This window comes from Polyangiaceae bacterium, assembly GCA_015075635.1.
GTDB lineage: Bacteria > Myxococcota_A > Polyangia > Polyangiales > Polyangiaceae > JADJKB01.
The window spans coordinates 2,008,696-2,034,593 of the sequence record JABTUA010000003.1; the positions used below are offsets into that span (position 1 = coordinate 2,008,696).

Genomic DNA, 25,898 nt, shown 5'->3' on the forward strand with positions numbered 1-25,898 from the left:
GCGATCCGCGCTTACCTTGCGGTCATGTCGTTCTCGCGCATCGGGTCTCTCGGCCTCGTCCTCGCCGTGCTCGTGTCCTGCCTGCTGCCGCTCCGCGACGCGAGCGCTTGCGGGATGTTCGTGCCGAACCTCAAGGTCAAGGCGCCGCCGAGCATGGAAGAGGAGCGCACGCTCATCCTGTGGGACGCCTCGACGCGCCGGCAGCACTTCGTGCGCGAGGTGCGCTTCACCAACACCGGCGAGCTGCCCTTCGGCTTCATCGTCCCGACGCCTGCGCGCCCCGAGGTGAACGACGTGAAGAACCCGCCGTTCGACGCGCTCGAGGCGCGCTTTCCGCATACGCTGCTCGACACGCCTGCCGACGGCCTGGGCGCTCCGGGGAGCAAGGGCGGGGGTGAGGGTTTCGGGCGCGGCATCGCGGCGGGCGGGGCGCCGCCGGTTCAGGTGCTGGAGAAGAAGCGCATCGGCGACTTCCAGAGCTTCGTGCTCTCGGCGACGGACGCGAAGGCGCTGGGGGACTGGCTGAAGAAGAACCAGTTCAAGGCCAGCGCCGCCGGTCAGAAGTGGATCGAGCGCTACGTGAAGCTCGGCTTCTTCTTCGTGGCGCTGCGCTACGAGGGCAAGAAGCAGAAGGTGGACGAAGGTCGAGCGCTGGTCAGTCGGGCCGTGCGCTTCTCCTTCGACAGCCCCTTGCCGTATTACCCCTACGAAGAGCCCGAAGACGCGCCCGAGCAGCGCGGGCGCGAGCTCCAGGTCTGGCTGGTGACGCAGGGTTTCCACGTGCCGCTCGCGCCGGTGGCCGGGAACATCCGGCGGCCCTGGAGCGAGGGGGTGCGCTACGAAGGCGAGATCGCGAGCGCGCTGGGGGAGGAGCTCGGCGCGCTCGTGCCGGCGGGCGCTCGTCTCTCGACCTTCGGTGACTGGAAAGAGCACCGGCGCGGCTTCGGCGATCTGGTGCTGGTGCCCGCCGAGGCCGAAGGCTGCGACGCGGCGTGCGTCAGCGCCCGGCGTCCGTTGATGGCGCTCCTCGACCCGACGCTCGGCAGCGCCCCGAGCATGGACGCGGCGGCGCTGTTGGTGCCGCCCCCCGCGCCACGCGCGCCGCGGAAGAGCGCGCCTCGAAGCCAGACCCCCGCCATCGCCACGGGCTCGCCGTTCGGGAACAGCCTGACGCTCGGCTCCGGCATCGGCTGCGGTCTCGGCCGGGGCGGCGCGGATCCGGCGTTTCTGCTCGTCGCGCTCGCCGCCCTCGGCGTGGCGCGCCGTACGCGCCGGCGCTCGGTCACTCTGCTCGCCCTCGGCTCGAGCGTCGCCTTCGGCTTCGCCTGCGCGTCGCCGCCGCCCCCGCCGCCGCCCCCGCCGCCGCCCGCGACGGCCAGCGCGGTGGCCACCGGCAGCCCGAGCGTCGTCGCCGAGCCGGCGCCGGAGCTGGTGCTCCCGGGCAAGCTCGAAGAGTACGCGCTGCCGGCGGACGCGGCCGAGCGCCAGAAAGCGGTGATGCGCCTGCTCGCGGGTCACCACGACGACAAGCTGATCCCGGTCTGGTCCACTCCCGGCGAGCGCGGAATCGGCCACGCCCGGCACACGGCGTCGAACGCGCTCGGTGACCCCGGCGAGATCGAGCAACGCTGCGCCGCCGACCCGCGCGTGGAGGGTACGCTGAGCTACGTCGTGGACAGCGACGAGACCGGCGCGACGCGGGCCTTGGTCAAGGGCCCGCTGCCCGCGCCCGTCTTGGCCTGCGTGGAGTCGATGCTCGTGAGCGCGGGACCCCGCATCGGGCGCGGCGTCGATCGAGGTTTCCTGTCGCTCGGCGCGCTCGGCCCCGACGTCGTGTCGCTGCGCCACCGCATCAAGGATGCGAGGCTGGTCTCGGTCCGACCCCAGTCAGGTTTCAGCGTGAAGCGCGTGGCCTCGACGGTGACCGCGGGGTTGCCGCCTGCGGTGGTGGAGCGAGTCCTGCGCGCGAACTTCGGGCGCTTCCGCTTCTGCTACGAGCGCGACCAGCACCCCGCGCCGAAGGGCTCCGTGACCTTGAAGTTCGGCATCGGCGCGGGCGGCAACGTGACCAGCATGGCCGCCACCACCGCCGACGTCGCCAGCACCACCGGGATCTGCATCGGCAACGCGGTCCGCGGGATCGGGTTCCCGGCGCCGGAGGGCGGCAGGAGCGTCAGCGTCAGCTACACCATGGGCTTCGAGCGAGTGAAGTGAAGAGAGGCGAGGGGCGACCCCGGCCGTGATACTGTTCCAGTGTGGACGCGCTGGACGACGCGCTGCGCGTGATCGCGAGCCTGAACTCTGCGGGCGTCGACTACGTCGTCGTCGACGGCGTCGCCATGAACGTGCACGGACTGGTGCGCGCCACCGAAGATCTGGACGTCTTCATCCGACCCGACGGCGAGAACGTCGAGCGGCTCAAGCAGGCGCTGAGAGCGCTGTGGACCGACCCCAGCATCGACGAGATCACCGCCGCCGACCTGTGCGGTGAGTACCCCGTGGTCCGTTACGGTCCGCCCGAAGGGTCGCTGTACCTCGACATCATCGCGCGCCTCGGGGAGGTCACGAGCTTCGCGGATCTCGAGGCCGAGGAGCATCGGATCGAGACCGTGAGCGTCCGTGTCGCGACGCCACGCACGCTCTACCGGATGAAGAGAGGAACCGTCCGTCCCATCGACCACGCGGATGCCGCCGCGCTCCGCGCCGCGTTCGACCTCGAGGACGAGGAGAAGGAGCCATGCCGGTCTTCAAGTACCGCTCCGCCGAAGAAGTACCCCGCCCCGGGGTTGTCGACCGCGAGAACCTCGCGGCGCGGATCCGAGCTTTGTGGACGCGCTCGTTCCTCTTCGCGCGACCGACCTTTTCCCGCGGCGTGGAGCGCTTCCGCAGCATCGAAGACGCGAACGCCGCACGCACGCGGGCAACTGTGACGCGGGTGCGTCGCTTGCGCGCGGATGGATCCTGAGTCCGGGTCCGACCGCGCGCCTCGGCGGCGTCACAAGAGGCCCAAGACGTCCAGGTGTGCGCCCACGCTGGCCCGCGTCACCGCGGTCATGAAGCCAAAGTCGAGCAGGCTCGGCACGTCGTCGCCGGCGGAGCAGTGATACTGCGCGTAGCGGAAGTTGCTGGTGTCCGTGACCATCAGCGCCGGATAGCCCTGCTGCCAGAAGGCGGCGTGATCCGAGCGGCTCAGATCCGAGAGCAGCGGGCTCGCGGCCTGCGCCTGGGTCAGCATCAGGGTCACGGCAGGCGGCCCGGCGGCGGCGGCGCGCGCACCGAACGCCTTGGCCAGCGGCGCCGCGCTGTCGATGCTGACGATGGCGACGAAGTCGGCTCTGAGATCGTTGGCCTCGATCTTGGCGTATTCGTCGGCGAAGAGCAGGTCGAAGCCGGCGGGGACGGACTGCGTGTTGGGCGCGTCGCTCTTGTAGCCGATCATCTCGAGCGAGGTCATGCCGACGATGGTGTCGCCCTGGGACTTGGCGCGGGCGGCGTAGGCCTTGGCGCCGATCAGGCCGTCCTCCTCCTCGTCCCAGCAGGCGAGCACCAGCGTGCGGGCGAGCTTGGCCTTCTCGAGCACGCGTGCGGTCTCGAGCACGGCGGCCACTCCTGTCGCGTTGTCGTCGGCCCCCGGGCAGTCCGCGATGTGGTCGTAGTGCGCCGAGACGATGACCTGCTCGGCAGGCTGGCTCAGGCCGGCGCGTTTGCCGATCACGTTGACGCCGGTCGCGTACTTCTGGCGCTCGACCTCGAAGCCGTATTGCTCGAAACGACTCGCGCAGAGATCTTGCACCGCCTGCCAGTGACCGCTCTTCGGGGGACGCGGGGCGGCGATGAAGGTCACGTCCGCCTGCAGCCGGGATTGGTCCACGCAGGCCATCGCCGCGTCGGCGCTCGCGCCGCACGAAGAGCCGCCGGAGCCGCCGGAGCCGCCGGTGCCGGTCGCGCCCCCGCTGGCGGTGCTCTTGGCGCTCTCTTCGGAGCCGCAGGCCGCAGCGTTCGCGACGACGAGGCAGAAGAGCCAGCAGGTCAGGAGGCGCACGCGCATGAGGAAGAAGGTACCACGCCGCGCTCAGACCGCGTCGAGCGCTTGCGACAGATCCGCGATCAAGTCCTCCGGGTGCTCCACCCCGATGCTCAAGCGCACCATGTTCTCGCCGATGCCCATGCGAGCGCGCTCGTCGGGGGGGATGTCGGAGTGGGTCATGCTGGCGGGGTGCTCGGCCAGGGACTCGGTGCCGCCGAGGCTGACCGCCAGGCTGAAGAGCTGGAGCGCGTTCAAGAAGCGGAACGCCTCGGCCTCCCCACCGTACACGGAGAAGCTCACCATTCCGCCCGGCGCGACGCACTGGCGCTTGTAGATGGCGTGGTCCGGATCGTTTTCGCCCAGGTGGCCGAGGAAGTGGACCTTCTCGACCTTGGGGTGGTCGGCGAGGAAGTCCGCGACGTAGCGCGCGTTCTTCATCTGGCTGGTCATGCGGAGCTTCAGGGTCTCCAGGCTTCGCAGCAAGAGCCAGCCGGTCCAGGGCCCGCTCATCGTGCCGAGGAACGTGCGCATCGCGCGGACCTCTTGCATCAGCGTCTTTTCGCCCAGGCACACCCCGGCGATCACGTCGCTGTGACCGCCGATGTACTTGGTGGCCGAGTACAGCACCAGATCCGCGCCGTGCTTGAGCGGGTGCTGCCAGAGCGGTCCCAGGAACGTGTTGTCCACCGCGACCAAGACCCGCCGCGACTCGTTCGAGTGCGCCCGGGCGATGGCCGCGCAGGCGGCGATGTCCACCAGCGCGTTGGTGGGGTTCGCCGGCGTCTCGACGTAGATCATGCGCAACTTCTCGGCGCGGCCGCTGGCCGCGAGCTGGCTCTCGATCTCCTGCGTGGTGCAGCCGGCTCGGAAGCCCAGCGCCTGGATGCCGAACTTCGAGAGCACGTGCTTGAACAGGTAGTCCGTGCCCCCGTAGAGCGGCTCGCTGTGCAAGATCACGTCACCCGGGGCGAGGAGCGCGAACAGCGAGGTGCTGATGGCGGCCATCCCCGACTCGAAGACCGCCGCGCTCTCCGCGTCGTCCCAGAGCGTCAGGCGATCCTCCAGGATCTCCAGGTCCGGGTTGTTCAGCCGCGAGTAGATCAGGCCCAGGCTCTCGTTGCCCCGCGGCGCGCGCAGCCCGTACGCCAGCTCGAAGAAGCTCTTGCCCTCCTCCGCGCTCTTGAACACGAAAGTGCTGGTCTGGAAGATGGGACACTTGAGCGAGCCCTCGCTGAGCTTCGGATCGTAGCCGTAGCTCGACATCAGGCTCTCGGGGCGCAGCGCCTTGCCTTGGATGAACGCCTCGGGCTTCTTCGCGGAGGTCATGCCTCGACGCGTGCCACGGCGTCCGAGCGGGCGCCATGACGAGGGCGCGACGCTCCGCGCAGGACCTGCGGGCGGTCACTTCTTGCCGAGCTGGCGGGTGAGCGCGGCGACGTCGGTCAAGGACCAGACCTCCGCGATCTTGCCGCCCTCCAGCCGGTACACCGCGAAGTTGGCCGCCTTCACCGTGCGCCCCGTGGGCTTGATGCCGGCGAACTCCCCCTTGTGCGTCCCTTCGATGGTCACGCGGGCGGCGAGGCGGTCTTTGTCCTGCACGACCTCGTCCACCGTCAGCTTCACGTCGGGGAACGCGGCGATCAGGTTCTTCGCCAGATCTTTCAGGTAAGCGGTCCCTTCACCGCCCTCGGCGTCCGGCGCCACGCTGTGGATCTTCACGCTGGGCGAGAAGAACTGGTCGATCGCCTCCGGGTCGTGCTTGTTGTAGACGGCCTCGATGTACGCTCGGTAGTCGAAGCTCTGCGCCGATTTCTCTTCGGACGCCGACTGCCCGTCCGACACCTGCGGCAGCGGCTTGCACCCCCCGAGCAACGAGAGCGATAGGCCCACGAGCAGTCCGGCACGCGTCATCGTGGCCTCGACGCTCGCACGAACGCTGGGGCCACGGCAAGGTCGCGCCCTAGCGTGGGGTTGTCGAGCGCCCCCGCTCTCGGGCACCATGCGGCTCGATGCGCCGCGGACCGCTCCTGGCTCTCCTCTTCGGGCTCACCTCGGCGGCTTGCGACAAGCCCACGACCAGCGCGCCGGAGGCCGGGCCGAGCGCCACCGCGTCGCTCGGCCTGCCTAGCCCTGCGGCCGCCACTGGACGCTTGGTGTTCGAGGCGAACTGCGTGGCCTGTCACACCGTCGGGGAGGGAGACCGCACGGGCCCCGATCTCAAGGACGTAGGCAAGCGACGGCAGCGCGATTGGCTGGTGCGCTGGATCAAGAACCCGGCGCAGATGGGCGAGGCCGATCACATCGGCCGCGCGCTCTCGAAGAAGTATGGCGACGTGATCATGCCGACGATCGAGCTCACCGACGAGCAGATCGACCAGGTGCTCGCGTTCTTCGACGACGCCAGCGTGCGCGGCTACCGCATCCCCGAGCGTCCCGCGAAGCAGCTCGAGGGTCCCGAGCTCGAGAAGGCGCAGAGCATCTTCTTCGACCGTTGCGCCGGCTGCCACGGCTCGCTGCGCCAAGGCGGCTCGGCGCCGGCCATCACCCCGGAGCGCGCGAAGCAGATCGGTGGAGCGGGTCTGGCTGCGACGCTGAACCACGGACGCCCCGGCGGCATGCCGGCGTGGGGCGAGCTCGGCATCTTGTCCACGCAGGACGTCGAGCTGCTCGCGAACTACCTCCAGCTGCCGCCGGCGACGCGTCCGGAGCTCCCGCTCGACGCAGCGAAGAAGGCCTGGAACCTGGTCACCAAGCCAGCGGAGCGCCCGAAGAAGGCGGCCCACACCCGCAAGAGCCAGAACTTCTTCGCCGTCGTGCTCCGGAACCAGGGCTACGTCGCCATCCTGGACGGGGACACCCGCGAGCGGCTGGTTCAGGTGGACGTGGGCTTCGCCGTGGAGCTGGTGCGGGCCTCGGCCTCGGGCCGCTACCTGTACGCCATGGGGCGAGACGGGCGCATCACGCTGATCGACCTCTTCACCAACCCGCCCAGCATCGCGGCGCAGGCGCGCGGCTGCTTCGACGCGCGGACGCTGGAGGTGAGCCGAGCCAAGCCCGACAAGCTCTTGATCCAGGGCTGCTATTGGCCGCCGCAATACGTGGTCTTCGACGGCGAGTCGCTCGAGCCGCTCCACGTCGAGAGCCTCGCGGGCGGTGAAGACGCCGGCACCACCGTCGCGGAGGCGCGCGTCGGCACCATCGTCTCGCCCCGGGGCAAGCCGTTCTGGGCGCTCGGGCTGATGGACTCGGGTGACGTCGCGCTGGTGGACTACGGCAAGCCCGGCTACGCCATCTCCTCGCGCGTCCCCGCGGAGCGCGACCTGATCGGCGGCGGGCTCGACCCGAGCGGACGCTTCTTCTCCGTGCCCGCGCCGACCAAGAGTCAGCTCCTGGTCATCGACCTCGAGGAGAAGAAGCAGGCCGCGAAGATCGCGACGGGCAAGGGGCCGCGGCCCGATCCGGGCGCGCGTTGGGAGGATCCGGAGCACGGCCTGGTCGCGGCCATCCCCCACCTCTCCGAGGAGAAGCTCCTGGTCTACGGCGTCGATCCCAAGAAGGAGGACAAGCTCTGGAAGGTGGTGCGCGAGATCGGCGGCATCCCCGCCGGTGCGCTGAACGTGCGGACCCACCCGAAGTCGCCTTGGGTGTGGATCGACTCGCCGGCGAACCCCAAGGCCGAGCTGTCGCGACAGATTTGCGTCATCTCGAAGAAGGAGGCCAAGGTCCACAAGTGCTGGTCGCCGCGCCCCACCGGGCGAGCGATGCACTTCGAGTACAACCAGGCCGGCACCGAGGTCTGGGTCTCCGGTTGGGACAAAAAGGGCGCGCTGATCATCTACGAGGACGCCACGCTCCAGGAAGTGCAGCGCATCGAGGCGGACTGGGTCGTGAACCCGATGAACAAGTACAACGTGTTCAACACGGCGAACGACGTGTATTGAGCTGGGTCGCGGGAGGTCTTGCAGCGCCTGGTCCGTCGCGGTACTCGGCCCGCCATGTCCCGATCGCGCGACTCCTTCTCCACCAGGACCGACCTCGAAATCAGCGGCAAGAAGCTGGCCTATTTCTCCTTGCCCAAGCTCGGGCAGAAGACGGGCAAAGACGTCGCGAGGCTGCCGTTCTCGCTGCGCATCCTGCTCGAGAACCTGCTCCGGCACGAGGACGGCAAGGTCGTCAGCGAGAAGGACGTCGAGGGGCTGCTCGCCTGGGATGCCAAGGCCGAGCCCGACAAGGAGATCGCCTTCCACCCGGCCCGTGTCGTGTTGCAGGACTTCACCGGCGTGCCCGCCGTGGTGGACCTGGCGGCCATGCGCGACGCCATCGCCGAGCTCGGCGGCGATCCGAACAAGATCAACCCGCTCTTCCCCAGCGAGCTGGTCATCGACCACTCCGTGCAGGTGGACAACTACGGCTCCGCCGACGCACTGGTGCGCAACACGGAGCTCGAGTACGGGCGCAACCAGGAGCGCTACGCGCTGTTGCGCTGGGCGCAGAAGGCCTTCGAGAACTTCAAGGTGGTGCCGCCCTCCACCGGCATCGTGCACCAGGTGAACGTGGAGTACCTGGCGCGCGTGGTGTTCGACAGCGAGGGTCTCGCCTACCCGGACACCCTGGTCGGCACCGACAGCCACACCACCATGGTCAACGGCATGGGCGTGCTCGGCTGGGGCGTGGGTGGCATCGAGGCAGAGGCCGCCATGCTCGGGCAGCCCATCAACCTGCTCGTGCCCCAGGTGATCGGCTTCAAGCTCCACGGCACGCTGCCTGAGGGCGCCACCGCCACCGATCTGGTGCTGACCATCACGCGGATGCTGCGCGACAAGGGCGTGGTCGGGAAGTTCGTCGAGTTCTACGGCTCGGGACTCGACAACTTGCCGCTCGCGAACCGCGCCACCATTGGCAACATGAGCCCGGAGTTCGGCTCGACCTGCGGCATCTTCCCCATCGACGACGAGACGCTGCGCTACCTCAGGCTCACCGGGCGCAGCGAAGCGCAAGTGAAGCTGGTCGAGGCCTATGCGAAGGCGCAGGGCATGTTCCGCACCAAGGACACGCCCGACCCCGTCTACACCGACAGTCTGGCGCTCGATCTGGGCAGCGTGGAGCCGACGCTGGCGGGACCGCGCCGCCCCCACGACAAGGTGCTGATGAAGGACATGAAGCCGGCGTTCCAGAAGGTGCTCGGCGAGATGATCGCCCAGGGCAAGGCCAAGAAGGGCGGCGGCGTCGCCACGCCGGAGGAAGTGGCCAAGAGGGTGAAGACCTCGCTGGGCGGCAGTGACTTCGAGCTCGCGCACGGCTCGGTGGTGATCGCCGCCATCACCAGCTGCACGAACACGTCGAACCCGTACGTGATGCTGGGCGCGGGCCTCCTGGCTCGGAACGCCGTCAGGCGCGGGCTCAGCGTGAAGCCCTGGGTCAAGACCAGCCTGGCGCCGGGCTCGAAGGTCGTGACGCAATACCTGAAGAGCGCCGGCGTGCTCAGCGACCTCGAGGCGCTGCACTTCAACGTGGTCGGTTACGGCTGCACCACCTGCATCGGCAACAGCGGTCCCTTGCCGGAGAGCATCAGCAAGGGAGTGAAGGACGGCGATCTGGTCGCCGCCGCGGTGCTCAGCGGAAACCGCAACTTCGAGGGACGCATCCACGCCGACGTGCGCGCCAACTACCTGGCCAGCCCGCCCCTGGTGGTGGCGTATGCCCTGGCCGGTCGCGTGGACATCGACTTCGCCGCCGAGCCCATCGGCAAGGACCAGGGCGGTAAGGACGTGTTCCTGAAGGACATCTGGCCGTCACCCAAGGAGGTGGCCGAGGTTGTCGAGAAGCACGTCACGAGTGAGGCCTACAGCCGGGAGTACGCCGAGGTGTTCGCCGGCGACGAGCGCTGGCGCGCCTTGCCGGTGCCCGAGGGCAGCCGCTTCGACTGGGATCCGAAGAGCACCTACGTGCGCAAGCCGAGCTTCTTCGAGAACCTGCCGAAGCAGCCGAAGCCCCTCACGGACATCGCCGCTGCGCGCGTCCTCGCCGTGCTCGGCGACTCGATCACCACCGACCACATCTCCCCGGCCGGGAACATCGCCAAGGACTCCGCCGCGGCGAAGTACCTGACCGACAACGGCGTCAAACCGGCGGACTTCAACCAATACGGCGCGCGCCGCGGCAACCACGAGGTGATGATGCGCGGCACCTTCGCCAACGTGCGCCTCCGCAACGCGCTGGTGCCCGGCGTCGAAGGCGGAGTCACGCGCCACCTGCCGACGAACCAGCAGATGAGCATCTACGACGCCTCGATGAAGTACCAGGCGGACGGCGTGCCGCTGATGATCCTCGCCGGCAAGGAGTACGGCTCCGGCTCGTCCCGCGACTGGGCGGGCAAGGGCACCTTCATGCTGGGCATCAAGGCCGTCGTCGCCGAGAGCTACGAGCGCATCCACCGCTCCAATCTGATCGGCATGGGCGTGCTGCCGCTCCAGTTCCTCGATGGCCAGAGCCGCGAGAGCCTGGGCCTCAGTGGCGAGGAGACCTTCTCCATCTCCGGCGTCGCCAAGGATCTCGCCCCCGGCAAGCTGCTCACGCTGGAGGCCGTGGCCGCGGACGGGAGCATGAAGAGCTTCCAGGCCAAGACCCGCATCGATACCGTGGTCGAGCTCGAGTACTACCGGCACGGCGGCATCCTGCAGTACGTGCTCCGGCAGCTGCTCGGGAGCTGACCCCGGCCCTCAGGTCGCCAGCTCGACCCCCAGCATCTCGAAGTCCCGGTCGAAGGCCAAGGCCACGCGGATCTTCTTCGCGCGCATGGCCGCCGCGGACGCGCAGTCGCAGAGCGACAGCTCGTGATCCGCGTACTTCTCGAAGCTGCGCGTGGCATCGGTCATGGCTGTCGCGCTCGTAGAGCCCGCGCCGGAAACGTGAGAGACTCGTTCACGGGCGGAGGGCAGGCGAGATGAGCTTCCCGCGGAAGGCAGCGAACCGGCGGTCCACTTCGGGGGGCGTGGCGCCGCTTCGGGCGCGCTTCGGCTTGGGAATGACTCTGGCCGCGGTCGTCGGGTGCGGGGATGCCGGTTCACCCACGCCAGCCTTGGGCGATCACCGGCACGAGCTGACGTCCGGCAAGGGCTTTCAGAGCTCCTCGACCAAGTTCACCGGCCCACACAGCTACGCACAGCTCGGTGTGTCTCTCGCTGGACTAGGCGACGTGAACGGCGACGGTTTCGAGGACCTCGCTGTCGGGGCGCCCTTCTACGATCCGTTCAACCAGGCGCTCAACTACGGGCGTTTCTACCTCTACTTCGGCTCCGCGGCTGGCCTGAGCGCCACCAAAGCTCAGATCGTCGACGGAGATCAGCAGGACCAGTATCGCGGGAACGTCGTCCGCGCTGGAGACGTCAACGGGGATGGGTACGCCGACGCCTTCGTTCAAGGGGAGCTCAACACCAGCACCTTGAGTCCTCCCAAAGGGGAGAAGGGCGTCGAGTTGCTCCTCGGGGGGCCGTCCGGCCTCACGCTCTCGAGCTGGAAGATCCCTTTGTACCCAACGATGCCCCGAGCGCTGGGTGGCGTGGGGGACGTCAACGGCGACGGTCGGGGCGACGTGCTGATCCACACGCGCGAGTTCGTGACCAGCTGGACACAATACTTCTCCGTGTACGCGGGCACCGCGACGGGCCTCAGCGCGACGCCGCTCTGGGTGTATTCCGACACCACGTCGATCACTGGTGCGGGCGTCGGCGACGTGACCGGAGACGGATTCAACGACCTGGTGATCGGAGCGGCGTCCTGCGGTTCACCTAACCTGAAGGGGTTCTGGGGGAGTGCCGCGGGCTTCCCCTCGAGCCCGAGCTGGATCTATTCGGATCCGGACTGCGGCCCCTTCGTCGGTGTCGGTGCCGAGATCGAGCGCTTGGGCGACATCGACGGAGACGGGTACGCCGACTGGGCCGCCTCTTCGAATTGGTACGCGAAATTCGACTTCAACGGTCTGCTCAAGGTGTTCAGAGGGGGAGCGACGCCATCCACCACACCCGCCTGGGCCAAGCAATTCCCCGACAACGTCTCCGGCCAGCTCGATGTGGCGGGTGTGGGAGACGCCTACGGAGACGGCTACGCGGATCTCCTGGTGGGTCTGAGCTACTTCTTCAACCCCCACAACGGGAGCTGGGACCCAATGCCACCGCTGGGCCGCGCTCGCGTGTACTTCGGCAGCGCCAGCGGGCTCGGAGCCACGGAGTCTTGGTGGGCGTACGACGAGTCGCTCAACGCCAACATGTTCGCCAGCCGAGCCGTCGGTGCGGGCGACCTGACGGGGGACGGATTCCCGGAGATCGCCATCGGTGACCGTTTCGCGGAGTTGGACGAGACGAAGAAGTCGCAGGGCTTCGCCTACGTCTACTACGGCGCCGGCGGCCCCGAACCCGTGGGGAAGGTGCTCTGGAACCTCACGGCGCACGAACCTGGAGCGACGAAGCCGCTCGCTGCCGGCGAGCGGCTCGAGAACCCCAGCAGCTTCGACGTTCGCGCCGTCGGCCTCGGAACCGAGGGGCGCTCTCGCATCGCGCTCGAGGTCGAGGTCAAGCCCGATGCCGCCGCTTTCGACGGGACCAACCTGGCGAAGAGCGCCGCTTGGTCCGACAGCGGCATCGCGGGGACGCCGCTCGAGTGCAAACTGACCGGGCTGAAGAGCAACACGACCTACAAGTTTCGAGCCCGAGTCGTGCACCGCCCTGACACAGCCGTGATCGCGCGCCACTCTCGCTGGTTTTCTGGGATCACACTGGTCACGGACTGCTCCGCGGCGGATCCCGACATCGACGGCGACGGAGAGTGCGACGACAAAGACGCGGACGACGACGACGATTCGTACCTCGACGCTGCAGACTGCCTGCCCAAGGACCCCAGCGCTCATCCGGGCGCAACGGAGGTTCTGGACGACGGCATCGACCAGGACTGCAGCGGCAAGGACTCGGTGACCTGTCTCAGCGACGTGGATGGAGACGGGTTCGGCTCCGCAGTCCCCGCCGTCGGACACGGCGGCTGCTCGGCACCCGGCGTGACGGCGGTACCGGGTGACTGCGACGACGCTGTCGCGCAGGTTCACCCCGGAGCGGCGGACGGCCCGGGTGATGGAGTCGACCAGGACTGTGACGGTGAGGACACGACCGACTGCTACACGGACGCCGACGGCGACGGATTCGGGGTGAAGGGCAAGATCGTCCCGGCCAGCGCGTGCGCGGGAGCTGGCCAGAGCAAGGTCGGAGGCGACTGCAGCGACGGCGACGAGAACATCTTTCCAGGAGCTGTCGAAATCCCGGGCGACGGCGTCGATCAAGACTGTACCGGGTTCGACGGCATCGTCTGTTACTTCGATGCCGACGCTGACGGATTCGGTGCGACCGAAGCTGGCGCATTCGACGGCGATTGCCCGTTCGTGGGCATGAGCTCCAGCGCGGGAGACTGCAACGACGACGATCCCCAGATCTTCCCAGGCTCGACGGAATTGGCAGGCGACGGCATCGATCAAGACTGCGACGGCGAAGATGCCCCTGGGCAAGGCGACGCGGCGCCCGAGGCCGGCGCCCCGTTCGTGGACGGCGGGAGCGACGCGGGCGACATGCCCGGTCGTCCCGAGGGCGCCGGCGGGTGCGGGTGCGACCTGGCGCAGACACGGAGCCCTGGCTGGAAGTTCCTGGTGCTCGCGCTCGCGCTGCTCATCGCTCGTCGACGGTCGCGACGCTCCAGCACGAGGCAGGATGGCCGGCCGCGCTATCGTCCACCCGCGCTCGCTCTTGCGCTGCCATTCGTCGGGGCGCTCTCTCTCCAGCTCCTCGGCTGCACGCCGCGCCCGAGCGCGGGCGAGGCGGCACCCAAGGTCGAGCTCACGCGGGCGGGCAAGACACAGAGCCTGGACGCCGCCGCCACCCGGGCGCTGATCGTCCGCGTCGAGAAGGCGCTCGCCGTCTGCAACTTCAGATCGGACCAGCACGCGAACGTGTTCGGGGCGGCGGATCCGACCGCGCTCTGGAAAGAGCGTGAGGGTCGCGCGCACCTCCGGCTGAGCTACGCCACCGACAGGAGCGTGGAGGCCGTGGCGGGCAGGCTCGTCTTCCGCGAGGTGCTCCTCTCCGTGGACGAGCCGAACGGCCCGGAGCCCGCGCTGGTCAGGGGGGACGCGACGGGGATCCTGGGTTTGAAGAAGTGCGGCTACGACGATCGGCTGCTCGGCTGCGCGCCGGAGCTCGCCGCGCACTTCCCGCGTCCCGCCGCGTGTCCGCCGGGGTACTGAGGCGGCCGTGCACCTAGCCTTCATCGGAGGGACGCGCTTCATCGGCCAGGCCGCCGCTCGGCGCGCGCTCGAGGTCGGGCACGCGGTGAGCGTGCTGCACCGGGGCGAGCACGCCTCCGACGTCGCCGGCGCCCGCGACGTGCTGGTCGAGCGCCGCGACCCCTCGGCGCTGTGTCGCGAGCTCGCCCGGCTCGCGCCGGACGCCATCGTGGACACCCGCGCGATGACCCGCGCCGACGCGCAGGTGACGGCGCTCGGCGCGCGCATCCTGGGCGTGCCGGCCGTCGTGCTCTCGAGCATGGACGTGTACGCGCAGTTCGGGCGGCTGAACGGGTTGCCCGCCCCGGAGCCGGAGGCCGTGGTCACCGAGAGCTCACCCCTCACCGTGCCGTATCCGTTCCGCGGCGTCGCGACCGATCTGCCGCCGGAGTACGACAAGAAGGACGTCGAAGAGGAGCTCGAGCGTGCCGTGGGCGAGGGCGTCCCGGGCGTGCTGGTGCTGCGGCTGCCGGGCGTGTACGGCCAGGGCGACTACCGGCGGCGCTTCGGCCCGCTCGTCGATCGCCTGGACGCCGGTGAGCGCGTGCTCCCGTGCTCCGGCGGCGCCGCGTGGCGTTTGGCCCACGCCCACGTGCGTGACGTCGCCCACGCCATCGTGAGCGGTGCGGAGCAGTGGAAGGCGGGCTTCCGGGTGCTCAACGTCGCCGAGCGCGAGACGCCCAGCATGCGCGAGCGCGCCGAGGCGCTGGCGGCCGAGATGGGCGTGGCCCTCGAATGGACGGAAGCCGAAACGGTCCCCGAAGACCTCGCCTTCCTCGGGCGTATGCCGAACGACCTGGTGGTGAGCTCCGCGGCGCTGCGCGAGCGGCTGGGCTTCGCCGAGCTGACGACGCCCGAGGAGCGCGTGCGCGATCTGGTGGCCTGGCTCCGGGTCAGCCGTCGAACCTGAGCTTCAGCACGTAGGCCTCCCAGCGCTTCTGGAAGCCCTTCATGTCGCGCTCTCCCAGGGTCTTCGCCAGCGTGTGGTAGCCGCTCGGATCGCTCGCGTGGGCGGCCACGAAGTCGCGGTAGTAGCGGCGCAGGAGCTCGCGCTCCTGCAAGTAGTGGAGCAGGTAGCGCGAGGCGGCGTAGTGGACGCCGCTCTCGTCCGCGTAGAACTCGGAGCTGCTGGTGCCCAAGAGGGCCTCGAGCGCAGGCACGCGTCCGGCGCGAATGGCGCGCTGCAGCCCACCGAGCCGCCAGTTCGTGAGCCCGACGATGTGTCCGTCGCGCTCGGCGCTCTGCTCGTACAGGGACCCGAGCCCCTCGTTGAACCAGGCGGGGCACGCCGGGAAATTCGCCTCGATGTACGGGTGGACGATCTCGTGGACGAGCGTGCCGCCGCCCGTCGCGATGTTCATGACCAGCGCGCCGTGCTGGCGAGTGTAGAAGCCGTAGGGTGTGCCGGGGGCATCCCCGGTGATGGCGCGCGCGGTCTTCTCGTAGCTCTCGGCGTCGCCGAGCAGCCACACGTTCAGGATCCGCGCCGGGGGCCTGTCGAAATAGTCCTGCGAGAGCAGCTTCACCGCCCAGCGCACGGTCTGCTCCGCGCTCCGACGCACGTTCCCGAGGCCGCCGTTGCCCACCACCACGAAGGGCGGCTCGACCACCACGGCCATCTCGCGCGAGAGCCGCTCCCTGAGCTTCATCACGTGCTGAGCGAACTCGGCGGCGCGAAAGCCCGGGCCGCGCTCCGGCAGCTCGACCTTGCCGGGCTCGAGCCGGAGCCGGATCAGGGTCCAGCGCTCGGCCTCGTAGCGCAGCGGCCAGAGCGACAAGAACCGCGCTCGGGGCATGCGCCGGTAGGCGCCCGCGTCCTCCGCCGGCTCGTGATAGACGATCTCGTCCTTGTCGGCGTCGTAGCCCAGCACCAGCCGGAAGTGCTCGGTGGTGTCGGGCCGCTCGTCGTAGCGCGTGCAGACGATGCTCGGCACGCCGCGGCCGAGGTCGGCGTGGAGCGCCGCGAGCTCGGCGGCGAGCTCCCGCGCGGCAGCGGCGGCGTCGATCTGGTGCCAGACTCGCCCCGGGCGGAAGCCGAGGCGGAGGAGCGCGGCCTCGAGCTCCCGCGTCGTCACCCCCATGCCGCGTGCCGGGTCCATGCCGGAGGCGTCGAACACGGCGTCCTGGTCGGCGCGCTTCCCCAGCGCCCCGAGCCAGCTCGCGGTGACCGCCTCGCCGCAGAAGTCCGGCTTCTGCCGCACGTGGGGCACGTTCTCGATGAGCACGCTCGGAAGCGCCGCCTTGGGCGGAACGGGCACCGGGCCAGGCTCGGGTCCGGCGCCCCGTGCCGGCGCGCGCCGGTCGCAGCCCGAGAGCGCCAGGGCGGAGAGGGCAGCTTGGACGAAGGCTCGGCGGGGGATGCTCATCGTGGGGGTTGGACGCCGGGGGCCGCGCGGCCTTGGCGAACGGCATCGCGCTCAGCCGAGCGAGTGTGACACGGGCTCAAGAATCGAGGGAAGCGCGCAAGAACCAGGCGTGCTTCTCGAACTCCGTCACGATGCCGGTCAGGAGATCCACCGTGTCCGTGTCCCCGAGCTTCTCCCCGACGCCCCGTGAGGCGCGGACGCCCTCCAGGTATTTCTCGATGCGCTCGGCCAGGAGCTTCACGTGCTCCAGGTCCCGGCTGGTCTCCTGGGGGTAGTCCGGGATGCTGGAGGCCTTCGCGACGTGGCGGGCGGTGCCGTAGGCCCTGCCGCCCAGCGTCACGGCCCGCTCGGCGAGAGAGTCGTTGTGGTTGGCCAGGCTCACCGCGAAGATCTCGAACAGGGGGTGCAGGGCGGCGAAGCCCGGCCCCTTGATGTTCCAGTGCGCGACCTTGATCTGGCTGTGCAGATCCAGGCCGTCCGCCAGGCGCTCGTTCAGCGTGGCGGCGATCTCGACGCGGGCGTTCTCCGGCAGCGGGCTCGGGCTCTTGTACATGGGGTCTTCCTCTTTCCTGAGCTCAACCTAGGCGCTCGGCGCTGACTCCTCCAATACAACTTTGCGGCGGATATGATAGTCCTGGGCTATGAAGCTCGGTCCCCACGCCTTCAGCCTGCGGCAGCTCCAGTACGCCGTTGCCGTCGCCGACGAGCTGTCGTTCCGCCGCGCCGCGGAGCGCTGCCTGGTCTCGCAGCCGTCGCTCAGCGCGCAGCTCGCCGAGCTCGAGGGTGCCCTCGGGGTGCGCCTCTTCGAGCGCGATCGCCGGCGCGTGCTGGTCACCGCGGCGGGGCGCGAGGTAGTCGAGCGCGCGCGGCGCGTGCTCGTCGGCGTGGACAACCTCGGCGAGGCGGCGAAGCGCTCGGCCGATCCGCTCTCCGGCACGTTGCGGATCGGGGTGATCCCCACCATCTCCCCCTACCTGCTGCCGCTGGCGGCGCGCGCGCTCCGGAAGAAGCTGCCGAAGCTCACGCTAGTCTGGGTCGAGGACAAGACGGACAGCCTGCTCGCGAGCCTGGACGCCGGAGAGCTCGACGCGGCGCTCTTGGCTCTCGAGGCGGAGCTAGGGGACGTCGAGCACGAGATCATCGTCGAAGATCCCTTCGTGCTCGCCGCGCCGCCGGGGCACCCGCTGGCCGCGAAGACGACGCCCATCGGCAGAGCGGAGCTCGCGGGCCACGCGGTGCTCCTGCTCACCGAGGGTCACTGTCTACGGGAGCAAGCGCTGACGTACTGCAGCAGCGCGCGGGCGGAGGAGCTGGAGTTTCGCGCCACCAGCCTCTCGACGCTGGTGCAGATGGTCGCAGCGGGCGCCGGGGTCACGTTGCTGCCCGAAATGAGCCTGCCGACCGAGGCCGCGCGCGCCAAGCTCGTGCTCCGTCGCTTCAAGGCGCCGGTCCCGCAACGCACGGTCGCGCTGGTCTGGCGCAAGCGCTCGGCGCTCGCGCCCGCGCTGTCGCAGGTCGCCACGGTCGTGAGATCTACGCACGCCTGACCGGCCGGCCCGCGGTTCGAAGCGTCGAGGTAAGGCAATTGCACACACTTCACGAGTTGCCTCGCCCGCTCGGGGTGGGGCTACTATCGAGGGCGATGAGGCACTTCCACTCCCGCATCCTGCTCCCGCTCGCCGCCTTCAGCGTGGCGCTGGCGCTCCCCGCGTTCGCCAGCGCGCAGATCAAGCAGCCCGGCGCCCACCCCAAGTACTCCGTCGAGCTCGAGCCGCACCTGGTGCTCGACTGGGGCGGTCACGACGGGCCGGGCGACGACGAGGCCATCGGGCTCGGCTTGCGCGCCACCATCCCGTTCCTCGACAACGGCCCGATCAGCAAGATCAACAACAACATGGGCATCGGCTTCGGCCTGGATTGGGCCCACAACGGCGACGCCTGCGACGGTTGGCGCTGGGGCAATCGCTACTGGGACGACGACTGCACCGTCGACATCTTCATGCTCCCCGTCGTCGTACAGTGGAATTTCTGGCTCACCCCGATCATCAGCGTCTTCGGCGAAGCTGGGCTCCAGATCGAGCGCGTGCACTGGGAGTGGGACAACTGCCCCTGGGGCAACAACTGCGACGACACGGATACGGACCTCGAGCCGGTCTTCTGGGGCGGTGGCCGCTTCCTGTTCGGCCGGGGCAGCAGCGTGGGCGGCGTGGTCCGCCTGGGCTGGCCCTACGTGTCGCTCGGTGTGGGGATCTTGCTCTAGGTCTGAATACATCCCCCCAGGTCCGCACCTAGTGTTCCCGAGCTGACGGGAACGCCGCGCGAGGTGCCGCGCGGCGCGATTCGCTCGGGGTGTTCCATGAAGAACGGGCTGTCGGGGCTCTTGGTAGCCTCATTGGTGTCGTGTGTCCTCGGCTGCTCATCCGGCGACGCCGGAGGAGCGAACGGCACCGGAGGTGCGGGCGCTGGCGGCGCGTCGGGCAGCGGCGCGTTCGCCGGCAGCGGCGCGTTCGCCGGCAGCGGCGCGTCGGCCGGCAGCGGCGCGTCGGCTGGCAGCGGCGGGGCAACCGCCGGCGGAGCAGCGGGAGCTGGCGGCGACATGGGGGGCTCCGGCGGCGCACCTGGCGGCAGCGGCGGTACGAGCGCGTGCGCCCACGACGTTTGCACCATCGGCGCGCCGCTCTCCGCGGGCTGCGACCCTTGCGTGGGCAAGGTCTGCGGCGCCGATCCGTACTGCTGCCAGGCGGCCTGGGACGACATGTGCGTCGGGGAGGCCTCGCAGTTCTGCAACGGCATCTGCGGCAGCGGCGGCTTCGGCGGCGGCGGCGGCGGCGGGTTTGGCGGCGGCGGCTTCGGCGGCAGCGGGGGCGGCTCGGGATGCGGCTACGACACCTGCCAGGACTCGAGCGGCAAGTGCGTGAAGAACACCAACACCGCGTGCGGCAAGATGGGCGCGCCCTGCGTGGACTGCACCAAGATGGGGAGCGTCTGCAGCACCGGCTACGGCTGCGCGGAGTGCAAGGCGCAGTGCAGCGGCAAGAAGTGCGGCGACTCCGACGGCTGCGGCGGCGTGTGCAAGGTGGACTGCGGTGCCGGACAGTTCTGCAGCACGAGCGGCTCGCTGAAGCCGGGCTGCTACACCTGCGGTCCCAGCACCTGTCCCGGGGGCTGCTGCACGCCGGACGGGCAATGCGTGACCGGAACCAAGCGCAACGAGTGCGGCAGCGGCGGGGTGGCGTGCTCCGACTGCGGCGCGCAGGCCTGCGTGGCGAGCAAGACGAGCTGGCCGACGAAGTTCGCCTGTGGGCCTTGCGGCTCCGGCTGCTCGCCGAGCTACCCCGGCATGCCGCCCACCTGCCAAGCGGACGGCTGCGGCAACCTCTGCCCCGGCGCCGCCTGCGATCCGCAATACGGCGGCGGCACCTGTCAGGCTACCGGTGACTCCACCGCGCAGTGCTCCTCGGGCAGCGGCTTCTGCGATCCGTACTCGTGCGCCAGCGGTTGTTGCGACTATTCCGGCGGTTGGTTCAGCTCGAAGTGCGTGACCGGCAACCTGCCGAGCCAGTGCGGCTCGGGCGCCGTCACCTGCGTGGACTGCGTCGCCCAGGGCGGCAGCTGCGACACCAAGACCAAGTCTTGTACCAATTGCACGCCCAAGTGCGACGCCGCCTACTCCTGCGGGCAGGCCGACGGCTGCGGTGGCAAGTGCACCGGGAAGAACGGCGGCAAATGCCAGGGCACCGGCGCCGTCTGCGGCGGCGACGGCGTGTGCGGCTGCGGCATGAGCGGCAAGGCCCTGTGCTTCGACTCGACCAACACCACGCAAGCGTGCATCGACGTGCTCGCCGACGCGAACAACTGCGGGGGCTGCGGGGTCAAGTGCCCGAGCGGGGTGGCGTGTAACGGCGGGATCTGCGACTGCGGACCGGGCTCGCTGTTCTGCAAGTCGAACGACCCCAAGCTGCCGGGGGTGTGCACGAACCTGGCGACCGACGCCAAGCACTGCGGCAGCTGCTCCATCGCCTGCCCCGGCACCGCCTGCACCGACGGCAAGTGCGGCGCCTGCGCCGCCGGCACCACCCAGTGCGGCTACCCGACTCCGGTGTGCGCCGATCTCCAGACCGACGGCAAGCACTGTGGCCAGTGCTACAACGCCTGCCCGAGCGGAGTGGCGTGCGTCGGCGGCAAGTGCCAGTGCCCCTCCGGCCAGACCTCCTGCTCTGCCAAGTGCACGGACGTCACCAGCGACGCGAACAACTGCGGGGGCTGCGGGGTCAAGTGCCCGACCGGGGTCGCGTGCAGCGCGGGGCAGTGTCAGTGTCCGAGCGGGACGACCTTCTGCTCGAGCACGAGCACCTGCACCAACCTGACCGTCGATCCCAAGAACTGCGGCAAGTGCGGCACCACGTGCCCCAGCAACGTCTGCTCGAGTGGAAAGTGCCTGTGAGCTAAGGCGGCGGGCCCCTGGGCCATTTCCTCGCGAAATCCTTTCGCCCCGCTTGCGAGCACGGTGTTTTGCACAACAAAACCCGTGCTCGCGGCACATTTCGCGCTCGCGTCCGGGCCCGTCCATGGAGTAACTATTCGGCCGCGAACCGCCGAGGTCGCCTCCCTTCCGGGTGCGGCTCCGGTGCTTGCCAGTGAGCGAAGCTCGAAGGGTCGAGCCTCGAAGAATCATGCCCATGGCCAAAGCGATCACGCTCCACGACACGACGATCGGCAAGAAGGTCGTCATGGCGGTGACGGGCCTCATGCTCTACGGCTTCGTCATCGCCCACATGGTGGGCAACCTCCAGGTCTTCATGGGCCCGGAGCAGCTCAACGGGTACGCGAAGAAGCTGCACGATCTCGGCCCGCTGCTCTGGGCCATGCGCGGCGGCCTACTCGTCGCGTTCGTGCTGCACGTGGTGATGGTGCTTCAGCTCTACGCGCGCACCACGGCCGCGCGCCCCATCGGCTACCGGCAGAAGAAGAACCTGACCACTTCGTATGCCGCGCTGACCATGAAGTTCGGCGGCGTTGCGCTGCTCCTGTTCGTGCTCTACCACCTGGCGCACTTCACCTTCCCGGGCGTGTCGATGACCGCGGGCTACCAGCACAGCCCGACCGACGTCTACGCCAACGTCGTGGCCGGCTTCAAGGTGCCCTGGGTCACCGCCATCTACGTGGTCGCGCAGGTGTTCCTGGGCATGCACCTCTACCACGGGGCCTTCAGCCTGTTCCAGACGCTGGGCCTGAACCACCCGCGGTACAACGAGAAGATCAAGTTCGTCGCGCAGACCATCGGAGTCGCGGTGGCCGCAGCCAACATCGCCATGCCCGTCGCCGTCGTGGCGGGCGTCGTGAAATGACGGAGAGAGCGATGGCCATCAAGCTCGAGAGCAAAGCACCCACCGGTCCCATCGAGACGCGCTGGGATCGTCACCGCTTCGAGATGAAGCTGGTGAACCCAGCCAATCGCCGGAAGTACAAGGTCATCGTGGTCGGCACCGGCCTCGCCGGTGGCGCCGGCGCCGCCTCGCTCGGCGAGATGGGCTACAACGTGCTGTCGTTCTGCTACCAGGACAGCCCGCGCCGCGCCCACAGCATCGCCGCTCAGGGCGGGATCAACGCTGCCAAGAACTACAAAAACGACGGCGACAGCATCTACCGTCTGTTCTACGACACGGTAAAGGGCGGAGACTTCCGCGCGCGCGAGAGCAACGTGCACCGGCTGGCGCAGCTGTCGGTGAACATCATCGACCAGTGCGTCGCCCAGGGCGTGCCCTTCGCCCGGGAATACGGCGGCCTGCTCGACAACCGCTCCTTCGGCGGCGCGCAGGTGTCGCGCACCTTCTACGCCCGCGGTCAGACCGGGCAGCAGCTCCTGCTCGGCGCCTACCAGGCGCTGGCGCGGCAGATCGAGGCGGGCACGGTCAAGAGCTTCCCGCGCACCGAGATGCTCGACCTGATCGTGGTGGACGGCGTGGCCCGCGGCATCGTCACCCGCGACATGGTCACGGGCAAGGTCGAGGCGCACGTGGCCGACGCCGTGGTGCTCGCCACCGGCGGCTACGGCAACGTCTTCTACCTCTCGACCAATGCCCGGGGCTGCAACACCACCGCCACCTGGCGCGCCCACAAGAAAGGCGCGTTCTTCGCCAACCCCTGCTTCACGCAGATCCACCCGACGTGCATCCCGGCGGGGGGCGACTACCAGTCGAAGCTCACGCTGATGAGCGAGAGCCTGCGCAACGACGGCCGGGTCTGGGTGCCGAAGAGCGCCGACGACTGCGCCAAGGATCCTGCGGAGATCGCCGAGAAGGACCGCGACTACTACCTGGAGCGCCTGTACCCGAGCTTCGGCAACCTGGTGCCTCGCGACATCGCCAGCCGGCGCGCCAAGATGGTGTGCGACGAGGGACGCGGCGTCGGCACGGAGCTCGAGGGCGTGCGCCGCGGCGTCTACCTTGACTTCCGCGACGCCATCAAGCGTCTGGGGGAGGCGAAGATCCGCGAGCGCTACGGCAACCTGTTCGACATGTACGAGCGCATCACCGGCGAGAACCCGTACAAGGTGCCGATGCGCATCTACCCGGCGTCCCACTACGCGATGGGCGGCCTCTGGGTGGACTACAACCTGATGACCACCATCCCGGGCTGCTTCGCCGCCGGCGAGGCGAACTTCAGCGACCACGGCGCGAACCGGCTGGGCGCCAGCGCGCTGATGCAGGGTCTTGCGGACGGCTACTTCGTGCTGCCCTACGTGGTGGGCAACTACCTGGCCAGCACCAAGGCCGAGAAGATCGACGAGAGCCACATCGAGGTGAAGAAGGCCGTGGCCGACGTCGAGGAGCGCATCGAGAAGCTGCTCGGCATCGGCGGCGAGCGCACGCCGGACTCCTTCCACCGCGAGCTCGGCACGCTGATCTGGAACAACGCCGGGATGGCCCGCAACGCCAAGGGCCTCGAGGCCGCCCTGGCGCGCATCCCCGCCCTGCGCGAGGAGTTCTGGCAGAACCTGAAGGTCACCGGCAGCGGCGACAGCCTGAACCAGACCCTGGAGCAGGCCGGCCGGGTGGCGGACTTCATGGAGTTCGGGGAGCTCCTGTGCCGCGACGCGCTCGCGCGGGACGAGAGCTGCGGCTGCCACTTCCGCGAGGAGCACGTGACCGAGGAGGGCGAGGCAGCGCGCAACGACGCGGAGTATCAGTACGTCGCGGCCTGGGAGTACACCGGGGACCTGTCCAAGCCGAACCTGCACAAGGAAGCGCTAGAGTTCGAGTACGTGAAGCCGGTGGCGCGCAGCTACAAGTGAGGAAAGCGAAGAAGCTCACATGTCGAAGACGATGAATCTCACGCTGCACGTCTGGCGCCAGAAGGGTCAGACCGACCGAGGGGACTTCGAGACCTACAAGGCCCCGGACATCGACGAGCACATGTCCTTCCTGGAGATGCTCGACGTGGTGAACGAGCGCCTGCTGGCGGACGGCAAGGAGCCCATCGCGTTCGACAGCGATTGTCGCGAGGGGATCTGCGGCATGTGTGGCCTCGTGATCAACGGCGTGCCCCACGGCCCCAACGCCGCCACCACCACCTGCCAGCTGCACATGCGGCACTTCAACGACGGCGACGAGATCACCATCGAGCCCTGGCGCGCTCACGCCTTCCCGGTCCTGCGCGACCTGATCGTGGATCGCGGCGCCTTCGACCGCATCATCCAGGCCGGCGGCTACATCAGCGTGAACTCGGGGGCCGCCCCGGAGGCCAACGGCCTGCCGGTGCCCAAGCCAGACGCCGAAAAGTCGATGGACGCCGCAGCGTGCATCGGTTGCGGCGCCTGCGTGGCGGCCTGCCCGAACGCCAGCGCCATGCTGTTCGTAGCGGCCAAGGCGGCGCACCTGGGTCTCCTGCCGCAGGGCCAGGCGGAGCGCTACGAGCGCGTGAAGAAGATGGTGGCGCAGATGGACGCCGAGGGTTTCGGCCACTGCAGCAACCACTACGAGTGCATGGCGGCCTGCCCCAAGGAGATCAACGTCGAGTTCATCGCGCGCTTGAACCGCGACCTGATGCGGGCCACCGTGGTCGAGAAGGAGCACGAAGAGAAGACGGGCGGGGCGGGCTAGAAAGCCCAGCTCGCGCTCCAGACGAACGCGCGCTCGCCGAGAAGCGCGCCCTCGAAGCGCAAGTCGAGGCCGCCGCCCGCGTCGGTGCCGGCGCCGACGCCGAGGGCGTAGTGGTGTCGGTCTCCGCCAGTGCGCGCCTCGCCGGCGCGGCGGAACTGCACCGGCCCGCCGAACACCCGGGCCAGAGCGAACGGCCGCAGGCGCTCGAACAGCGTCACGCCGAGCTCCGTCCCGAGCCGGAGGTCCGACGCCGACAAGGCTTCGTCTTCCTTCGAAGCGGCGTGCTCGACGTGAGTACGCGAGAAGCCCATCGTGAGCGTCACGACGCCGAAGAGCTCGCCGTCGCCGCCGCCGAGCAGACGATAGCCACCGGTCGCCGCAGCGAGCCAACCGGTGCCCACGGAGTAGCGCCGGCCCTCGCCATCGAAGTCACCGCCGCCGATCATCCCGCCGGAGAGCACCACGCTGGTGCGGTCGCCCAGTCGCCGCCCGACGCTCAGGACGTACGAGCTCTGGCGCAGGGTGTAGTCGGTGTCGTCGTCGAAGCGGAGCTCGGAGGTGAAGCTCGCCGCCGCGGCGCCGACGATCCACAGGCGCTCTCTGCTGTCCGCCGTCGCGTTGCAGCCCGTCGGACCGACGGGCGCCGCCAGGCCTCAGGCCTCGGCGCGAGTCGGGAAGAGCGCCACGGACAAGGCGACGGCAGGGAAGACTGGCCAGAGGCGCGGCATTCGGCCGAGCGTGGGGGTCGCGCGTTCAATCGTCAACTGGAACCCTCCCTCGGTCTTGCTGTCGGAGCTTCGTGCCGCGCGCATCGCTCTTGCTCGCCTGCCTTCCTCTAGCAGGCTGTGCCGGCCCGGCCGAAGGTACCCCCAGCGGAGGCAGCCTGGACGACGTGCCCAGCTTCGCCGAGCCGCGGCCGGAGGCTCCTGACTGGGTGCGGAACCACGCTCCCGCTTTCTGGAACGACTTCGGCACCGTCGATGCCGCTCGGGGCGCGCCCTTCGCGCGCGCGGCCCTCGAGCTGGAGCTACCGGCCACCCACTGCGACGAGCCGCCGTGCCGACTCCGGGCGCGCTCGTACGTGC

19 protein-coding genes and 1 pseudogene are annotated in these 25,898 nt (G+C 69.4%); 12 read left to right on the forward strand and 8 right to left on the reverse strand.

Features of this window, described 5'->3' with window-relative positions; all coding sequences use genetic code 11:
* Nucleotides 1-24: 24 nt before the first annotated feature.
* Together HS104_39680 and HS104_39685 are read left to right on the forward strand one after the other, a co-directional pair.
* Nucleotides 25-2,214, forward strand: coding sequence for a DUF2330 domain-containing protein (locus HS104_39680; GenBank protein MBE7486080.1), 2,190 nt, complete (start codon nt 25-27; stop codon nt 2,212-2,214).
* 41 nt (nt 2,215-2,255) lie between these two features.
* Nucleotides 2,256-2,930, forward strand: a complete 675-nt coding sequence (locus tag HS104_39685) for a hypothetical protein (protein MBE7486081.1) — start codon at nt 2,256-2,258, stop codon at nt 2,928-2,930.
* A gap of 65 nt (nt 2,931-2,995) precedes the next feature.
* Here the strand turns inward: HS104_39685 and HS104_39690 are convergent, their stop codons facing one another.
* The 4 genes and pseudogenes from HS104_39690 to HS104_39705 all read right to left on the reverse strand — a co-directional run bounded on the left by HS104_39690 (nt 2,996) and on the right by HS104_39705 (nt 5,938).
* The gene (locus tag HS104_39690; GenBank protein MBE7486082.1) at nt 2,996-4,048 is read right to left on the reverse strand and encodes a M20/M25/M40 family metallo-hydrolase; all 1,053 of its coding nucleotides are present in this window, start codon (nt 4,046-4,048) and stop codon (nt 2,996-2,998) included.
* Nucleotides 4,049-4,072: 24 nt separating this feature from the next.
* The gene (locus tag HS104_39695; protein ID MBE7486083.1) at nt 4,073-5,353 is read right to left on the reverse strand and encodes a cystathionine gamma-synthase family protein; all 1,281 of its coding nucleotides are present in this window, start codon (nt 5,351-5,353) and stop codon (nt 4,073-4,075) included.
* Nucleotides 5,350-5,445: pseudogene (locus tag HS104_39700) on the reverse strand (phage DNA packaging protein J). Before HS104_39700 ends, HS104_39695 begins: the two are co-directional and overlap by 4 nt.
* On the reverse strand, nt 5,429-5,938 hold the full coding sequence (locus HS104_39705) for an ester cyclase (protein MBE7486084.1): 510 nt from the start codon (nt 5,936-5,938) through the stop codon (nt 5,429-5,431). Before HS104_39705 ends, HS104_39700 begins: the two are co-directional and overlap by 17 nt.
* A gap of 98 nt (nt 5,939-6,036) precedes the next feature.
* Here HS104_39705 and HS104_39710 point away from each other — a divergent pair, with 98 nt between their 5' ends.
* Together HS104_39710 and acnA are read left to right on the forward strand one after the other, a co-directional pair.
* A complete protein-coding gene (locus tag HS104_39710; protein ID MBE7486085.1) occupies nt 6,037-7,968 on the forward strand; it encodes a c-type cytochrome in 1,932 nt (643 codons plus the stop codon).
* Between the two features lie 54 nt (nt 7,969-8,022).
* Complete coding sequence (gene acnA / locus HS104_39715; GenBank protein MBE7486086.1) at nt 8,023-10,737, forward strand: aconitate hydratase AcnA; 2,715 nt, start codon at nt 8,023-8,025, stop codon at nt 10,735-10,737.
* A 9-nt stretch (nt 10,738-10,746) separates the two neighbouring features.
* Here the strand turns inward: acnA and HS104_39720 are convergent, their stop codons facing one another.
* The gene (locus HS104_39720; protein ID MBE7486087.1) at nt 10,747-10,902 is read right to left on the reverse strand and encodes a hypothetical protein; all 156 of its coding nucleotides are present in this window, start codon (nt 10,900-10,902) and stop codon (nt 10,747-10,749) included.
* A gap of 149 nt (nt 10,903-11,051) precedes the next feature.
* Between HS104_39720 and HS104_39725 the strand changes: the two genes are divergently transcribed.
* Both HS104_39725 and HS104_39730 read left to right on the forward strand, forming a co-directional pair.
* Nucleotides 11,052-14,306, forward strand: coding sequence for an FG-GAP repeat protein (locus HS104_39725; protein ID MBE7486088.1), 3,255 nt, complete (start codon nt 11,052-11,054; stop codon nt 14,304-14,306).
* Between the two features lie 7 nt (nt 14,307-14,313).
* Nucleotides 14,314-15,255 carry an NAD-dependent epimerase/dehydratase family protein gene (locus tag HS104_39730; protein MBE7486089.1) on the forward strand — a complete coding sequence of 314 codons (942 nt, stop codon included), beginning with the start codon at nt 14,314-14,316 and terminating at the stop codon, nt 15,253-15,255.
* Here HS104_39730 and HS104_39735 read toward each other — a convergent pair.
* On the reverse strand, nt 15,239-16,711 hold the full coding sequence (locus HS104_39735) for a hypothetical protein (protein MBE7486090.1): 1,473 nt from the start codon (nt 16,709-16,711) through the stop codon (nt 15,239-15,241). The two genes, HS104_39730 and HS104_39735, sit on opposite strands and share 17 nt — an antisense overlap.
* A gap of 76 nt (nt 16,712-16,787) precedes the next feature.
* Nucleotides 16,788-17,264: a DNA starvation/stationary phase protection protein Dps gene (gene dps, locus HS104_39740; GenBank protein MBE7486091.1), complete on the reverse strand. Its 477-nt coding sequence runs from the start codon at nt 17,262-17,264 to the stop codon at nt 16,788-16,790.
* 88 nt (nt 17,265-17,352) lie between these two features.
* Here dps and HS104_39745 point away from each other — a divergent pair, with 88 nt between their 5' ends.
* The 6 genes from HS104_39745 to HS104_39770 all read left to right on the forward strand — a co-directional run bounded on the left by HS104_39745 (nt 17,353) and on the right by HS104_39770 (nt 24,813).
* Nucleotides 17,353-18,258 (forward strand): LysR family transcriptional regulator, encoded by a 906-nt coding sequence (locus tag HS104_39745; GenBank protein MBE7486092.1) that lies wholly within the window; start codon nt 17,353-17,355, stop codon nt 18,256-18,258.
* Between the two features lie 95 nt (nt 18,259-18,353).
* On the forward strand, nt 18,354-18,971 hold the full coding sequence (locus HS104_39750) for a hypothetical protein (protein MBE7486093.1): 618 nt from the start codon (nt 18,354-18,356) through the stop codon (nt 18,969-18,971).
* A gap of 96 nt (nt 18,972-19,067) precedes the next feature.
* Nucleotides 19,068-21,155 (forward strand): hypothetical protein, encoded by a 2,088-nt coding sequence (locus tag HS104_39755; GenBank protein MBE7486094.1) that lies wholly within the window; start codon nt 19,068-19,070, stop codon nt 21,153-21,155.
* A gap of 235 nt (nt 21,156-21,390) precedes the next feature.
* Entirely contained in the window at nt 21,391-22,059 is a 669-nt protein-coding gene (locus HS104_39760) for a succinate dehydrogenase cytochrome b subunit (GenBank protein ID MBE7486095.1), read from the forward strand.
* Nucleotides 22,056-24,005 (forward strand): fumarate reductase/succinate dehydrogenase flavoprotein subunit, encoded by a 1,950-nt coding sequence (locus tag HS104_39765; protein MBE7486096.1) that lies wholly within the window; start codon nt 22,056-22,058, stop codon nt 24,003-24,005. The genes HS104_39760 and HS104_39765 overlap by 4 nt, the downstream gene beginning before the upstream one ends.
* A 31-nt stretch (nt 24,006-24,036) precedes the next feature.
* Nucleotides 24,037-24,813, forward strand: coding sequence for a succinate dehydrogenase/fumarate reductase iron-sulfur subunit (locus HS104_39770; protein MBE7486097.1), 777 nt, complete (start codon nt 24,037-24,039; stop codon nt 24,811-24,813).
* Here HS104_39770 and HS104_39775 read toward each other — a convergent pair.
* Nucleotides 24,810-25,277: a hypothetical protein gene (locus HS104_39775; protein MBE7486098.1), complete on the reverse strand. Its 468-nt coding sequence runs from the start codon at nt 25,275-25,277 to the stop codon at nt 24,810-24,812. The genes HS104_39770 and HS104_39775 overlap by 4 nt on opposite strands.
* Nucleotides 25,278-25,898 lie beyond the last annotated feature (621 nt).

Coding starts and splice junctions, on each gene's coding strand:
- HS104_39725 (MBE7486088.1), top strand. CDS start 11,052: ATGACTCTGGCCGCGGTCGTCGGGTGCGGGGATGCCGGTTCACCCACG.
- HS104_39705 (MBE7486084.1), bottom strand. CDS start 5,938: ATGACGCGTGCCGGACTGCTCGTGGGCCTATCGCTCTCGTTGCTCGGG.
- HS104_39735 (MBE7486090.1), bottom strand. CDS start 16,711: ATGAGCATCCCCCGCCGAGCCTTCGTCCAAGCTGCCCTCTCCGCCCTG.
- HS104_39680 (MBE7486080.1), top strand. CDS start 25: ATGTCGTTCTCGCGCATCGGGTCTCTCGGCCTCGTCCTCGCCGTGCTC.
- HS104_39750 (MBE7486093.1), top strand. CDS start 18,354: ATGAGGCACTTCCACTCCCGCATCCTGCTCCCGCTCGCCGCCTTCAGC.
- dps (MBE7486091.1), bottom strand. CDS start 17,264: ATGTACAAGAGCCCGAGCCCGCTGCCGGAGAACGCCCGCGTCGAGATC.
- HS104_39695 (MBE7486083.1), bottom strand. CDS start 5,353: ATGACCTCCGCGAAGAAGCCCGAGGCGTTCATCCAAGGCAAGGCGCTG.
- HS104_39755 (MBE7486094.1), top strand. CDS start 19,068: ATGAAGAACGGGCTGTCGGGGCTCTTGGTAGCCTCATTGGTGTCGTGT.
- HS104_39770 (MBE7486097.1), top strand. CDS start 24,037: ATGAATCTCACGCTGCACGTCTGGCGCCAGAAGGGTCAGACCGACCGA.
- HS104_39710 (MBE7486085.1), top strand. CDS start 6,037: ATGCGCCGCGGACCGCTCCTGGCTCTCCTCTTCGGGCTCACCTCGGCG.
- HS104_39745 (MBE7486092.1), top strand. CDS start 17,353: ATGAAGCTCGGTCCCCACGCCTTCAGCCTGCGGCAGCTCCAGTACGCC.
- HS104_39720 (MBE7486087.1), bottom strand. CDS start 10,902: ATGACCGATGCCACGCGCAGCTTCGAGAAGTACGCGGATCACGAGCTG.
- acnA (MBE7486086.1), top strand. CDS start 8,023: ATGTCCCGATCGCGCGACTCCTTCTCCACCAGGACCGACCTCGAAATC.
- HS104_39765 (MBE7486096.1), top strand. CDS start 22,056: ATGACGGAGAGAGCGATGGCCATCAAGCTCGAGAGCAAAGCACCCACC.
- HS104_39690 (MBE7486082.1), bottom strand. CDS start 4,048: ATGCGCGTGCGCCTCCTGACCTGCTGGCTCTTCTGCCTCGTCGTCGCG.
- HS104_39760 (MBE7486095.1), top strand. CDS start 21,391: ATGGCCAAAGCGATCACGCTCCACGACACGACGATCGGCAAGAAGGTC.